This is a genomic window from Sphingobium tyrosinilyticum, assembly GCF_042654265.1.
Taxonomy (GTDB): Bacteria; Pseudomonadota; Alphaproteobacteria; order Sphingomonadales; family Sphingomonadaceae; genus Sphingobium; species Sphingobium tyrosinilyticum.
This window is the reverse complement of the sequence record NZ_JBHSFZ010000044.1, coordinates 2353-15789: the sequence shown is the minus strand read 5'-3', so window position 1 is coordinate 15789 and position 13437 is coordinate 2353. Positions and strand designations below refer to the sequence as shown.

Annotated in this window: 9 protein-coding genes and 2 pseudogenes; 2 read left to right on the top strand and 9 right to left on the bottom strand. The window is 61.8% G+C overall.

Going from position 1 to position 13437, the window contains the following annotated elements:
• Positions 1-75: 75 nt before the first annotated feature.
• From ACFO3E_RS15370 to ACFO3E_RS15355, 4 genes are read right to left on the bottom strand one after another with little or no spacing between them, the layout of a single operon-like run.
• Positions 76-1725 carry a Glu/Leu/Phe/Val dehydrogenase dimerization domain-containing protein gene (locus ACFO3E_RS15370; RefSeq protein ID WP_380805868.1) on the bottom strand — a complete coding sequence of 550 codons (1650 nt, stop codon included), beginning with the start codon at positions 1723-1725 and terminating at the stop codon, positions 76-78.
• A gap of 16 nt (positions 1726-1741) precedes the next feature.
• Entirely contained in the window at positions 1742-2119 is a 378-nt protein-coding gene (locus ACFO3E_RS15365; protein ID WP_066530161.1) for an Hpt domain-containing protein, read from the bottom strand.
• Positions 2116-4833 carry a response regulator gene (locus ACFO3E_RS15360; RefSeq protein ID WP_380805866.1) on the bottom strand — a complete coding sequence of 906 codons (2718 nt, stop codon included), beginning with the start codon at positions 4831-4833 and terminating at the stop codon, positions 2116-2118. The genes ACFO3E_RS15365 and ACFO3E_RS15360 overlap by 4 nt, the downstream gene beginning before the upstream one ends.
• Positions 4830-5612 (bottom strand): tetratricopeptide repeat protein, encoded by a 783-nt coding sequence (locus tag ACFO3E_RS15355; protein ID WP_380805864.1) that lies wholly within the window; start codon positions 5610-5612, stop codon positions 4830-4832. Before ACFO3E_RS15355 ends, ACFO3E_RS15360 begins: the two co-directional genes overlap by 4 nt.
• Positions 5613-6297: 685 nt before the next feature.
• Here ACFO3E_RS15355 and ACFO3E_RS15350 point away from each other — a divergent pair.
• Positions 6298-7614 carry a glycoside hydrolase family 16 protein gene (locus ACFO3E_RS15350; RefSeq protein ID WP_380805861.1) on the top strand — a complete coding sequence of 439 codons (1317 nt, stop codon included), beginning with the start codon at positions 6298-6300 and terminating at the stop codon, positions 7612-7614.
• A 340-nt stretch (positions 7615-7954) separates the two neighbouring features.
• Here ACFO3E_RS15350 and ACFO3E_RS15345 read toward each other — a convergent pair.
• From ACFO3E_RS15345 to ACFO3E_RS15330, 4 genes and pseudogenes are all read right to left on the bottom strand, one after another.
• Positions 7955-8860, bottom strand: a pseudogene (locus ACFO3E_RS15345) (Tn3 family transposase); the annotation flags it as partial.
• Positions 8861-8876: 16 nt separating this feature from the next.
• Positions 8877-9917, bottom strand: a complete 1041-nt coding sequence (locus ACFO3E_RS15340; RefSeq protein ID WP_380805860.1) for an ACP S-malonyltransferase — start codon at positions 9915-9917, stop codon at positions 8877-8879.
• Positions 9914-12106 carry a thiamine pyrophosphate-dependent enzyme gene (locus tag ACFO3E_RS15335; RefSeq protein ID WP_380805857.1) on the bottom strand — a complete coding sequence of 731 codons (2193 nt, stop codon included), beginning with the start codon at positions 12104-12106 and terminating at the stop codon, positions 9914-9916. The genes ACFO3E_RS15340 and ACFO3E_RS15335 overlap by 4 nt, the downstream gene beginning before the upstream one ends.
• A gap of 184 nt (positions 12107-12290) precedes the next feature.
• Positions 12291-12482 (bottom strand): hypothetical protein, encoded by a 192-nt coding sequence (locus ACFO3E_RS15330; RefSeq protein ID WP_380805855.1) that lies wholly within the window; start codon positions 12480-12482, stop codon positions 12291-12293.
• A 62-nt stretch (positions 12483-12544) separates the two neighbouring features.
• Between ACFO3E_RS15330 and ACFO3E_RS15325 the strand changes: the two are divergent.
• Positions 12545-12834, top strand: a pseudogene (locus tag ACFO3E_RS15325) (DUF4158 domain-containing protein); the annotation flags it as partial.
• Positions 12835-13238: 404 nt separating this feature from the next.
• Here the strand turns inward: ACFO3E_RS15325 and ACFO3E_RS15320 are convergent.
• The coding region (locus ACFO3E_RS15320; RefSeq protein WP_465269440.1) for a PIN domain-containing protein at positions 13239-13437 on the bottom strand (199 nt) is incomplete at its 5' end.

The window sequence follows — 13437 nt, the reverse complement described above, 5'->3', positions numbered from 1 at the left end:
TTGGCGGCTTGCCCGCAATCAGCTGCAGCGGCGATTTGGATCGGCGGCAAACTTCAAGGCTGGCCGATAGGTCATTCAGGGAAAAAGCCCGCGCAGATGATTGGCCGCGCCGACCCGGCTCAAAGCCTCGATCATGGCAGCGGTTCGCAGATCCACCTTTTCCGCGTGGGCGCGGCGTTGCGTGCGGGACAGGGCGTCGGTCAATATCTCGCGCATGCGGTTGTTGATCTCTTCAAGCGGCCAGGTAAGGTTCTGCAGGCCCTGCACCCATTCGAAATAGGACACGACGACCCCCCCGGCATTGGTCAATATGTCGGGGAGCACGATGATCCCGCGCGCATCCAGCATGTCGTCCGCCTCCAAGGTCGTGGGGCCGTTGGCCCCTTCGGCCAGGATCTTGCAATTGATCCGTGACGAGTTTTCCGCGGTTATCTGGTTCTGCAGGGCGCAGGGCGCGAGGATGTCGCACTGCAATTCCAGCAGGTCGCGGCTGGGGATGATCTCTCCAAAGGGACAGCCGAAGAGCTGGCGATGCTGGCGGACATAGTCCTTCAGCTTGTCGATCGGTAGGCCGCCAGGATTATGCAGTGCGACACTAACATCGCTGATCCCGATGATCTTGGCACCAGCCTCGGCCAAGAAAGTGGCCGCATGCATGCCGACATTGCCAAAGCCCTGGACCACGGCGGTCGCGCGATTGAGGTCGAGGCCGATCTGCCGGCAGGTTTCGCTCACCAGATAGGCAAGGCCCCGCCCGGTCGCCTCATTACGGCCCAGCGACCCGCCAAGAACCACCGGTTTACCTGTCACCACCGAGGGGACCGAATAGCCGACATGTTCGCTATAGGTGTCCATGATCCAGGCCATGACCTGCGCGTCTGTCCCCATGTCGGGCGCTGGGATATCTTTTTCGGGACCGATCATGCCGATGAATTCCGATGTATAGCGCCGGGTGAGCCGTTCCAGTTCATCCTTGCTAAGGGCGGTGGGATCGACCCGGACCCCGCCCTTGGCGCCGCCGAAGGGCAGTTTCGCCAGTGCGCATTTCCAGGTCATCCACATCGACAGCGCCGCCACCTCGCCCAGGCTAACGTCGGGATGGTAGCGAAGCCCCCCTTTGGTCGGCCCCATCGTCAGCACATGCTGCACCCGATAAGCAAAGACGGTTTCGACCTGATCGGTCCCATCGCGCTTGAATGGCAGGGCGCAAATCTGCGTCCGTTCCGGAAAGAGCAGGCGTTGCCGGATATTGGGATCGAGCCCGGTGATATAGGCGGCTTTGAGGAACTGCTGCTGGGCGAGGTGGAGCATCGAGGATGACCATTCCGCCCCGCGCGCATGGGTCCGCTCGATCGCATAATGGATCGATCGCGTCAGCGACGCACTGCTGATGCCGTCCTTGAGCAGATAATCCTCCGCCCCGCCCTCGACCGCCTTGCTGGCGAGGCCGACGTCGTCCATCGCACTCTGTACGATGATGGGAGTGTGCATGTCATGCGCGCGCAACCGATAAAATGTGTCCAGCGCCGCGCTATCGGGCAGCATGAGGTCGAGCAGCACGACATCGATGCCGCCCACCGCCAGCCGCTCGATCGCGCTTTCCAGCGTGCTTGCCACGGCCACTTCGAAATGCTGATGCTCCGATTTAGCAAGGAGCTTCTGGATCAGGCGGGAGTAGACCGGATTATCCTCGACTAGCAGGACGGTGATGCGTTGGTTGGCCATGACCTTTCACCCTTGCTCATATATTATGTTCATTCCGGGCCTGGTCGGGTCTCTGGCCGCCGACCCTTTCCTTCAGCGCAGCGAGCAATCCGTCGATCTCGAATCGCAGGATCGACCAGCCATCCGCCGCGTCCTTAAAATTGCCCTCCGCGCCCATGGCTTCGAGCCGGAAGGCGGCGTCGGTGGCGGCGGATGCGGCGAAGATATGGGCCGAACCCTTCAGGCTGTGCGCGGCGCGTTGCAGTTCGTGCGCGTCCTGGGCGTCGATCGCGGCGCGGACCTGCCGCATCATTTCGGGTCCTTCATCGATGAAGACCCCCGCCAGCTCGATCAGCAATTCCTCGTCGCCATCGGCATTCTGGAGCGCCCTGGTCCAATCAAGAAGCGTGTTCATCCCGCCGGCCCTTCCTTGTTGTGAAATTTCGCGGCACCCGCGAACCGTCCTTCCACCACCGCATAAAAGTCTTCAGCGCGGAGCGGCTTAGAGATGTAATCGTCCATGCCGGCCTCCAGGCAGCGTTCGCGGTCGCCGCGCATCGCATGCGCCGTCATAGCGATGATCGGCATGTGGTTGCCCGACGCGCTCTCCTGTTCGCGGATCGCCGCCGTAGCCTGGAACCCGTCCATTTCGGGCATCTGCACATCCATCAGCACCACGTCGAAATCGTCCTGCGCCAGCGCCTGGATCGCCTGCGCGCCATTGCCGACAATCTTCACCCGATGCCCGCGCTTTTGGAGCAGCCGCAGCGCAAGGCGCTGGTTGACGGCATTGTCCTCGGCCACCAGCACATGGAGCGGGGTCTGGCGATCGGGCACTGGTTCGGGCGCATGGCTCTCCTCGGCCACCGTCACCTTAAGCACGGCAAAAATGGCTTCGAGCAATTCGGACTGGCGCACGGGCTTGAGCAGGAAGGAGGCAATGCCGACCGCCTTGGTACGGCGGGCCATTTCGTCCTTGCGCGCGGAGGAGAGCATGATCACCGCTGGCCGCTCCGCCTCCTCGTCACCAGCGATCTCGCGAGCAACTGCAAAGCCGTCCATACCGGGCATCATCATGTCGAGCAGCACCAGCCGGAAGGGGCGGCCGATCCCGGCGGCGTTTTTAAGCGCGGCAAGGGCCTTGGGGCCACTATCGACCGCGAGCGGCTTCATCCCCCAGCCGCGGATCATCTCGTCGAGGATGCGGCGATTGGTGGCGTTGTCGTCCACCACCAACACCGGCAATCCCAGCAGCGTGGGTTGTTCGACCGGCTGGCCGGTCGGCGCGGCGTCGGACAGAGCGAAGGGGATCGTGAAGTGGAAACGGCTGCCGCGCCCGACCTCACTGTCCAGATGCAGCTGCCCGCCCATCAGCTGGACAAGCTGCGCGGCGATGGTGAGGCCGAGGCCCGTGCCGCCATACCGGCGGGTGAAGGAGGAATCGGCCTGGGAGAAGGCCTGGAAGATCAGCTGCTGCTTGTCGGGCGGGATGCCGGGGCCAGTATCGCTCACCGCAACGCGGAGCAATGCTTCCTCATCGGTCTTCGCGCCGACCGCTATGTCGACGACGACCTCGCCCTGATCGGTGAAGCGCAGCGCATTGCCGACGAGGTTGATGATCACCTGCCGGAGCCGATAGGGGTCACCCTCCAGCGCGTCGGGCACGTCAAGCGCGACATGGCAGGCGAGTTCGATGCCCTTCTCGGTCGCGCGGGCGGCGAAGGACTGCAGCGTGTCGGCCAGCTCATCGCGCAAATTGAACGAGACATGTTCGAGTTCGAGCCGACCCGCCTCGATCTTGGAGAAATCGAGAATATCGTTGATGAGGTGGAGCAGCGCGTCTGCCGATTGGCTGACCATGTAGAGATATTCGCGCTGGGGAGCCGTCAGCGGCGTGTCGCCGAGCAGTTCGGCGGCCCCGATCACGCCGTTCATCGGCGTGCGAATCTCATGGCTCATATTGGCGAGGAACTGGCTTTTGGCCCGCGTCGCCTCTTCCGCCTTGTCCTTGGCGGCGCGCAGCTCGGCTTCGGATGTGACAAGCTGCATGGTCCGTTCTTCGAGCCGTGCGTTGAGGCCGCGCAATTCCGCCGTCCGCTGCGCTACGACCTGCTCGGTACGCGCCCGCTGATTGGCGAGCGAGATAAGGTAGATCGTCAGGATGAGGGTCACGGCCAGGCCGCCGGCGAGCGCGATGGTCGGCGTCGATGTCAATCGCCTGGCGCCATAGGCGCTTGTGGCCGCACTGTAGATGGTGAAGACGCTGTCGCCGATCACGAGCGAACTGGAATGAAAAAGTTCGCCCGCCATTTCGGCGCCGGTGCCGGGGCGCCGTTTCCTGTCGCTGCCCGGCGACAGGATCGACAGTAGCACGCGCTGGGACGACGGGGCGGCTGAATCGAGCAGATAAAGGTCGACTCCCTGGCGCGGCATCAGATCGATGGCGCCCTGGATCAAATCTCCGACCCGCACCACCGCCACGACTAACCCCTTAAGATGTGCACGCCGCTGGTCGACAGTCATCTCCTCGATCGCGCCGTCGAAGACGGGCGCGAACACCGCGATGCGCGGCGCGTCATCGGTCATCTGCGGCAATTTGACATGGGCGGCCGCGTTGATCTCCCCGCTGCTTCGCGCAGCCAGGATCGCCGCTTGCGCGAACGGGTCCGATCCCCAGTCAAAGCCGATGATATGGCCTGCGCTGCCGAGCGAGGGTTCCGCATAGAGAATGGGAAAATGTTCGGCGCGGCCGCCGCCGGGCACATAGGGCACCCACTGGACGGAATCGAGGCTCGAAAGCCCGGTTAGATAGACTCTCGCAAAGGCGCCGAACTCATCCCGGCTGACATCGTCGGAGCCCTGATAATAGGCCAGAAGCGCCTTGACGACGCTGGTTTCCGCCGCAAACTGCCGCTTGATCCCCTCGGCGCGCTGATCGGCTTCCAGCGTGAATTCGGTCTCGATCGACTGGCTCTGCTCCTGCGAGAGCCAGCGCCACGCGATGAAGGTGAGAGCCAGACTGGCGACGGCAACAATGATCGCAAACCAATAACGCGTGCCGCCGATCGCCGGTTTAGGTTCGGCGGGAGTCATATCCTCAATCGAGGGAGGGTCGGAAAAGGGCATCATGAGCGCCCTCCCTTGGCCGGGACAGCCTTCCACTCGCGCGCCTGGCGCTGCGCTTCGGCAATCTGGGTCGGCGTCATGCCCCTGGACAGGCGCCCGAGCGACTGCGCCGCCCGTGTGCGGAGAGCCGTGGTGCGGGCGTAGGTCTGGCCCAGCAGGATCCACCTGTAAGCCGTTACCGCATCTTTGGGCACGCCCCGGCCAGTGCCGTAAAGAATGCCCAATTCAACCTGTGCGTCGGCATGGCCCTGTGTCGCAGCACGATCGAACCAATAGACCGCCTTAGGTTGATTTTTCGAGACGCCCCGGCCGATCGTGTAGAGGACGGCAAGGGTGAACTGGGCGGCGGCATGACCCTGCTCAGCCGCCCGGGTATACCAACGCGCGGCCTCCACCATATCCTGTTCGACCCCATATTCCCGCAGATAGATTTCGCCCAGATTATATTGGGCGTCCGCTATCCCCAGCGCGGCCGCCCGACGAAACCATTTTATCGCTTCCCTATAGTCCCGGCTCGCTCCCTGCCCGCGAAGATACATGCGGCCAAGGCTGTTCTGGGCGCGCGCGTCGCCCTGATCCGCTAGGGAGCGATAGAGGCGCATGGCATTTCCATAGTCGCCGCGCTTAAAGGCCGCGGCGGCATCCTCGAAAGGCCCCGCCACACATGGCGCCGAGAGCAGCAGCAGGCTCAGAAAAAGGGTTCGCCGGAGACAAAGGGAGAGCGGATTGGCAAGCATGCCATCGCTCGGCGTTGGATGCCGCAACGTGCTCGGGCCCTTCATGCCGATACCTCTCCGGCAGATCGTGCCGGATCGAGTCCTATTTTGACGGGCAAATCCATCTTAACGTAGATGGGGCTGGAAGGCGTGACTTTTTGTAATGCCGGATGGACGGGCCTGAAACTTCTCGCCGGGATGCCGTTTAGCTTCCGCCGCGAACCTGGCCAGCCGACTCCCCCGCCCCTATGGCCCAATTGCGACAACAAGCATGTGAGTCACCGTGTTAGTGATGCGAGGTCTCACGCTGAGCGTGCGTAAAACTTTCGTTGGGTGAGGAATAGGGCACATCGCGCCCATTCAGGTTGGCCGGTCCCTGGAACTAACCATGCTGTGTGGGTGATCGTGCCACTCTTCCGCGATCGACGCGCCTTCTCGGGCGCAACACGCATATTGCGGCGGCAAATCGTGCCGTGAAACCGGCGATATGAGTATATGGGTCGTTGGGGATCAAGAAAAACCAGCGATAATCAATAGGATAGACTCACACAATACCCGCTGGTGAAAGGAGGGAACGACAAAACAGTCAATCTCCAAAGAGGACAACAGGGGTCGCCTCATGAAAAAACCAACACTCTCGCGTTCGTTTTCGAACGCTCTATTCCTATGCCTTTGCCTGGCTTGTGTCAGCGCGTGGGGCTTGACATCAAACGCGAGCTTTTTCCATCAATTGAAAGGGGACGCGCGGTCGATGGCTGCGGTCGCGGGTAGGCAGGCATCGGAGGCAAAATTCACAACTGCCGACTTTCTGCGCCCTGCGATCGACGCCGCTGCGGCTGCCGCGGAGACGAACTCAACGGTATCATTCTCATCGTTGGGTACGGCTAATTTCGCTGACTTCGATTTTGCGAACGGCACGCGATATCCGGAGCAGGCCACTGCGTCGGTTGGACCAGCCACTTATAAACCTGGTGCTACCGTGGCGCATGTTCCGATTACCCTCGACCGGCCGACCCCAAACACGATTATCGCCAGGGTAATGACCGAGGATGGCACCGGCTTGGTGAGAGGCGTCGCCGGGGTCAATTACCAGCCCATCTATAAATCGGTGATTTTCCGCCCCGGCGATCCCCTCACAAAAACGGTAGAGGTGCCGATCATCCTCGGGATTCCACAGGCCGATTTCATCGTCCGGTTCGTCGAGGCGCCTTGGGGCGGGAAGTTGGGAACCGATCGCGCCTATGTGCAGTGCGACTTCCAGAAGGAACCTACGCCAACACAGACAGAAGGCCGAGCGCCTCGTATCTTCACGCCGAGTGGGACGCTTCAGTGGAGGATGAGCCGGGACACGCTGAAGTGGTCCGATGCAGGTCATGACAAGGCCTGGTCGACCAAACTGCCGAACGGCCGTTCGCAGCCGGGCAATCAGGAAACCGGGATTTATCTTGACGGTTGGCTATATCGTGATGCTGGGATCGAGCCGCCGCTCCGCTACACGGATGAAGGTCTTGTGATGCATACCCAGAAGCTTAAACAGCCGCTGGAGTGGAATGGCGTTTTCTATAATTATGGCTCGGTAGTCCTCAGCGGCCACAACAGCAAGCCGCTCCAAATCGGCTATGGTCAATATGAGTTTACTGCCAAAATGCCGGATCGGCGGGGTTCCTGGCCGGCTTTCTGGCTTATCTCTACGGCCGGTTGGCCACCCGAGATAGATATTTACGAGGGATTTGGTTTCGAGAGTTGGTGGGATTTTGATCGCTATACAGCCAATACCTTGCATGGAGGCGCTAATATCAACCGCACCTTCCAGCAGGGCATATTCATGAACACCGACGAGGTTTATGGCATTGGTGGATTCACCAAGGGGTTTCACAGCTTTGCCGTGGATATTCAGCCCGATTATATAACTTGGTTCATCGACGGCAAAGAAACCTATCAAGCCGTCAATCCCTTTGCCGGGTTTCGCTGGTACCCGATCATGGACGTGGCAGTGAAAACGAACGGAGATTATCGCGACGGTTCGGGTGACATGCTCGTCAAGGATATCAAGATCTATTCCAATTGATCGATTTGATTGCAGGCTCTCTCTACGGCTTACAGGGACGGACCATCGGTGTCGCGCTTTGGGTAGCCAAGCATTGCTGTAGAGGCACCGCCAGTGCGGTCTTGCTTGATGAGTCCGGCTACCTCAACGCGCCAACGAAGATTGGCACTGCGGCAATTACTATAAACCCGATGCCTGGCAGATCGCCCGAGAAGTTTGAGCAGTCGCTCGGCCGCTTGCGGCAGAGCATGCCGGACAACTCCTCGCGCTACGGTACATCAGTTGAACATGCCGGGTCTTCGTCATCGCCTGCTCGCCCGTTCTCCCCGTGGATCTTCTCTTCAATGAGCAAGGCGACCATATCGAGGGCGCGGAATTCGCCGGGGGCGAGCGGTTTTGCCCGTTGCCAGAGATAGTCTCCGGTCAAGCTGATATGGGCCCAGCACATTGGGGAAAGGTGGGCGAGGAGCGCGTCATTGAAAGGGACGCCGGATGTTGTGAGGTGCTGGGCGGCCCTGTCCAGATAGATGGTATTCCAATATGCTATCGCCGCGATCAGCAGGTTCAGACCCGATGCCCGATATTCCTGGTTCTCGATCGACCGGTCCGTGAACCGACCCTGCCGGTTGGTGTAGATGGCGGCGGCGAGGGTATGGCGTGCTTCCCCCTTGTTGAGGCCGGCCTGGCAGGCCCGGCGTAAGTCGGGCTGCTCCAGCCAGTCGATCGTGAACAGCGTCCGCTCGATGCGGCCGAGTTCGGCCGGCGCGAAATCCAGCCTGTTCTGGCGTTTGTAAGCGGCCAGCTTGCGCAGGATCGCGGAGGGCGCGACGGCTCCCTCCTTGATACAGGCGACGATCCTGACGATGTCATCCCAATCGGCTTCGATCGCCGCGGTCTTGATCGTGCGCCCCATGAGGCTTTCGATGCCCTTGCAGGTCGAGGGCACGGCGATGGAGCCGAGTTTCCTGTCCGCACTGTCGCGCAGACGGGGCACGAAGCGGAAGCCGAGAAGATGGCAGAGGGCAAAGACATGGTCCGTAGCGCCGCCGGTATCGGTGTAATGTTCATGCAGCGGCAGCGCACCGGCGCCCAGCATCAGGCCGTCGAGCACATAAGGGGCCTCGCCAGCGGTGGCCGACATAATCCGCGATCCGAGCGAGGCGAAATGGTCGGACAGGTGGGAGTAGATCTTCAGGCCCGGCTCGCCGCCATATTTTGCATTGATGTCGGCCGCCGCCGATCGACTGCGGCCGGTGCGGAAGAACTGCAGGACTCCAAGGTGATTACGCCTCCCTAAAGCCCGTGGATGACGCGCGTTGTTCTGGAATACCCATCGACATCAACAGCGGCTGCGTCGTCTGAATCGCGCGGAAATCATCCTTGCTAGCCATGTTGCGCCAGCCACTCAGGATCAGCGACTGCGCGACAGCGCCTCCGAGCGTCGTTCCAGGCCCGGTGATAATGAAAAGGTCCGGCGCGAACTCGCGTGCCGCAATCGTGATGGCGCGCGTAAAGTCGTAGGTTTCGGTAACCTGCGTTCCCAGCGTGTAAGCGTAAAGGGCGTCGCGATCTGTTGCCCCCGGCCACCAGATCGCACCGCGGCCATCAATAAGGGGTAGAACCGGATTGCCGAACAAGCTGGCTGGCAGCGCGTCGCGCCCCTGCTCGGCGACCGGGGCCATTAGCCGTGTGTGGAACGCGGCATGATTGCCCAATCTCAAGGGAAACCGCTGCTGGGTCGGTTCTGCGACCGCTTCGAAGGCCGAGAGCCCGGCTTCGTTGCCGGCGAGCACCAGCATGCCGCCCAATTCGATCGAGACGAACAGCGCATGCCCGGGTCGGCTTGCGATGTCTTCAACAGCATCAATCAACGCTTCCCGGCGCTCGGGCTGTGGGTGCCAGTCCTCGCCGACGAAAGGATAGATGAGCTGGCCGCCAATCAGTGATCGCTGCATGAGCGTGCCCATAGTATTGGCGACGCGAAACCCGTCATGGGGCGACAGCGCTCCGGCGCAGGCAAGCGCCGAATACCAGCCCATCGAATTGCCGGTCACCGCAACGATGTCGATCGCGCTGCGGTCGATCGACAGGAAGTCGCCAAGCGTGGCGGCAAAGATCAGCGCAGAGGCATTGTCTCCGCGCGTATGTCTAGCGATCGAGAAGCGCGCCGCCTGATCGAGTTCGGTGAGCGTCGGCTGCGCGGCGCAGCGGCGCTGATCATCAAGGCGAGACAGCAAGGCAGCGTCGGGAAAATAGCGCTGTAGATAGCCGAGTTCGGTTTTGTTGTAGGTGCCCCGCCCCGGGCAAATGACCACGGCCTTCATTGCGCGTCCCCCCGCACGAGCTTGCGGGCGGCGGTGACGATGTCGTCGGCCGACGGCATCGTCGCGCCATAGGCGGGCCCAGTCGCGATGAAGCTGTCCTCGGCGGTGAGCCGGGTATGGGGTAGATTCGTGCGCTCTGTGAGCAACGCCATCAGCGCCTCGGCGACGCCGCCCGTACGGCGGGTCTCATCGACGATCAAAACCTTGTGCGCGCCCCCGAGCGCTTCGACAATGCTCGCCGCCGGCAAGGGCGAGAGCCAGCGTATGTCGATGACACGCGCAGCGATCCCTTCTCCTGCAAGCCGCTTTTGCGCCTGGCGGCTGAGATAGGTGCCATTGCCGAAGGTGAGGAGCGCAAGATCGTCGCCATCGCCATGGCGGCCGACCTGACCGAAAGGGATGCGTTCCGATGGGTCGGGATAGAGGTTGAGCCAGCCCCCATCCCCAGGCTCGTGAAGATCGCGCATCGGATATAGCGCGATCGGCTCGAGAAAGACGACGAGCCGCTGCTCTTCCCGCGCTAGGCGCACGCATTCGCGTAGCATCATGGCGGCGTCCGCGCCATTTGACGGGCAAGCGAGGATGAGACCCGGGATGTCGCGCAGCACCGCTACCGAATTATCGTTGTGGAAGTGGCCTCCGAAACCCTTTTGATAGCCGAGCCCCGCGATCCGCAGGACCATCGGATTGGTGAACTGGCCCTTGGAGAAGAACGGGAGGGTCGCCGCTTCGCCGCGGAGCTGGTCCTCGGCATTGTGAAGATAAGCGAGGAACTGGATTTCCGGCATCGGCAGGAAACCATTGTGCGCCATGCCGATCCCCAGGCCGAGGATCGACTGCTCATCGAGCAACGTGTCGATCACCCGGGTCCGGCCAAAGCGCGCGCTCAGTTTTTGGGTGACGCCATAGACACCGCCCTTGCGGCCGACATCCTCGCCCATGAGAATGATTTCGCCATGCGCGAGCATCAGGTCGGTGAGCGCCCAATTGATCAGGCGCGACATGGTCTGCGGCGACGCCATGGCCTTGAGGTCACCGCCAAAGGCTTCGGCGCGGGTGTCGGCCGAGGGGCCGTTGACGCGCTGGCAGGCCCGGTGCGGCGGGATCAGATGAGCCATCACCTCGGCCGCCGTCTTCAACCGTGGTCGGGTGACGGCTTCCGCAGCGATGCGCTCCACGCGCTCCTCGGTCTGTTGGTAGATCGCAAGCGCATCGGGCGGCGCGAGGGCGCCGGCCTCGTCCATCAGGCGAACGGCGTGCAGAAGCGGATCATTGGCTTCCTCAGCCTCCAGCTCCTCGCGCGCCAAATAGGTGGTGGGCATATCGGCGCCGGCATGTCCATAGAAGCGGACAGTGCGGACATGGAGAAAGGCGGGCTTGCGCCGGGTGCGGACAAATTCCGCCGCCTCCAGCGTGACGCGATACGTATCGTAGATGTCGAGCCCGTCACAGGCGAAATATTGAAGCCCCGGGCGATGCGAGAAGCCGGCGGCGATCCAGCCTCTCGGAGTCTTGGTTGAGATGCCAATGCCATTATCCTCGCAGACGAAGAGCAGCGGCATGGGGACGCCCTGATACGCGGTCCATTGCGCCGTGTTGAAGGCGCCCTGAGCGGTCGAGTGGTTGGCCGATGCGTCGCCAAAGGAGCACATCACGATCGCATCATTGTCGAGCGCCTGATGTTCGGGCGGACGGCGGCGGGCCAGGCCGATCGAATAGGCAGCACCGATGGCCTTGGGCAGGTGGCTCGCGATCGTCGAGGTCTGCGGCGGTATATTGAGCGCTTTCGAACCCAGCACCTTATGGCGGCCACCCGAGATCGGATCCTCCGACGAACAGGCGAAGGAGAGCAGCATATCCCAGGCGATCGACTGGCCGGGCACCTGGTTCGCCCGCTCGATCTGAAATGCGGCGTCGCGATAATGGAGGAACGCCATGTCGCAGGGTCGCAGCGCTGCGGCGACCGCGGCCATGCCCTCGTGGCCGGAAGAGCCGATGGTATAATAGCCCTCACCCTTCGATTGCATGACCCGGCTGATCCGGTCGAGCGAGCGCGACAGGCAGCCGGAGCGATAGATCGACACGGCCTGCGCATTGCTGAGCGGGCCCGCAGGCGCGCGGCCGGCCGGGAGCGTGGCGCCGCCGACCTTGGTGAGGAAGTTCTCGTGGACGATCTGGACGCGATCCATGGCGACCTCAGAAAAAAGCTGCGATGCCGGTGATAGCGCGACCCAGGATCAGCGCGTGAACGTCGTGCGCGCCTTCATAGGTGTTGACCGTCTCGAGGTTCACCATGTGGCGAATCACCTGATCCGCTCCATTTCGTGGGGTGGGATATCCAGCGCTTCGCTCTGCTGGCCGCCTTTGGCCTCCTCAGCCATAAGTTGGGCCGGCGTTTGCATCGAGACAATCGCCCAGCCATTCACGCATCTGCTCAATCGCTCGCTCTGCGCGGGCCGCACTGTTGACCTCGATGATCAGTTTGCGTTCTGTCAGTGCCACAGTGGCAAAAACCGGCGTGCCGTCGTCTGGAGAGCGTCCCATGCCATCCATATCCGTCCACATACTATGTCCCTTTACTCATCGGTGTCCATAGGCTCGAATGGCCTTTGTGGACGGGCATCGGCATGATGAAGCGCAAGCATCAACTCCTGTCGGAGAATGAGCGCGATCAGGTCCTGGCGATCCCGACCGACCATGGCCAACTGGCCCGGCTCTATACGTTCGAGCCCTTGGACCTGGACATTTCGGCGTGCGGCGGGAGCGACGGAACCGATTGGGCGTAGCGCTGCAACTGGCACTGCTGCGGCATCCGGGCACAACGCTTGCGCAGATCATCCGGGACCGGGGAGCGATACGGCATCATCTGGCGACCTTTGTCGCGGAGCAAATCGGCCTTCGCGTAACGGACCTAGCCGTTGATTGGCGTACCTTCCTCGCTATGCCCTCAATAAGCTCGGATCCAGGTCACTAGCGTGCAAATCGGTGCGCCCAACCCGTGGCTCCTTCTCTTTTTGACGGGCGGCAATCTACCACCTCGAGCGGTACTCGGCGTAGCAAGGATCTCAGCGACGATGAACGTGCGTTTCTCGTCGGCGGTCAGGCGCGGCTTCTAACCTGATGCCGCATCGCGTAACGAGTTCGAGCTGCTACGCGCCAACGCTCCCCCGGTCTCCCTAGGTTGCGCCAGGGCCCTCACTATCCCTCTTTAAACGCCGCTAAATTTGATTAAAGCGCGGTACCCATATGGGATGCTAGCCTCGTCCGTCATCCTCGAAGCTTGCAAAAAGAGCAAAAACACCAGTGGGCTGGAGAGTCTGCTTAGTGCGCCGCCTCAAGCAGCGCAGCAAGTTTAGTGTTCAGGCTGTCCCGCAGCGGATTGACGACCGTCAGCCCGCGGGTCACGAAACCGTCTTGCATGTCTTCGGACAGCAGCAACGTGCAACCTGCGTCGGCTGCCGCAGTGAGGATCAATGCATCCCAGAACTGCAGCTTATGGTCCACCACTAGATCCGCAGCA

What these genes read in the sequence shown, in the direction of transcription:
- ACFO3E_RS15340 (WP_380805860.1), bottom strand. Translation starts at nt 9,917, where the DNA reads ATGAAGGCCGTGGTCATTTGCCCGGGGCGGGGCACCTACAACAAAACC.
- ACFO3E_RS15360 (WP_380805866.1), bottom strand. Translation starts at nt 4,833, where the DNA reads ATGATGCCCTTTTCCGACCCTCCCTCGATTGAGGATATGACTCCCGCC.
- ACFO3E_RS15350 (WP_380805861.1), top strand. Translation starts at nt 6,298, where the DNA reads ATGGCTGCGGTCGCGGGTAGGCAGGCATCGGAGGCAAAATTCACAACT.
- ACFO3E_RS15335 (WP_380805857.1), bottom strand. Translation starts at nt 12,106, where the DNA reads ATGGATCGCGTCCAGATCGTCCACGAGAACTTCCTCACCAAGGTCGGC.
- ACFO3E_RS15330 (WP_380805855.1), bottom strand. Translation starts at nt 12,482, where the DNA reads ATGTGGACGGATATGGATGGCATGGGACGCTCTCCAGACGACGGCACG.
- ACFO3E_RS15355 (WP_380805864.1), bottom strand. Translation starts at nt 5,612, where the DNA reads ATGAAGGGCCCGAGCACGTTGCGGCATCCAACGCCGAGCGATGGCATG.
- ACFO3E_RS15365 (WP_066530161.1), bottom strand. Translation starts at nt 2,119, where the DNA reads ATGAACACGCTTCTTGATTGGACCAGGGCGCTCCAGAATGCCGATGGC.
- ACFO3E_RS15370 (WP_380805868.1), bottom strand. Translation starts at nt 1,725, where the DNA reads ATGGCCAACCAACGCATCACCGTCCTGCTAGTCGAGGATAATCCGGTC.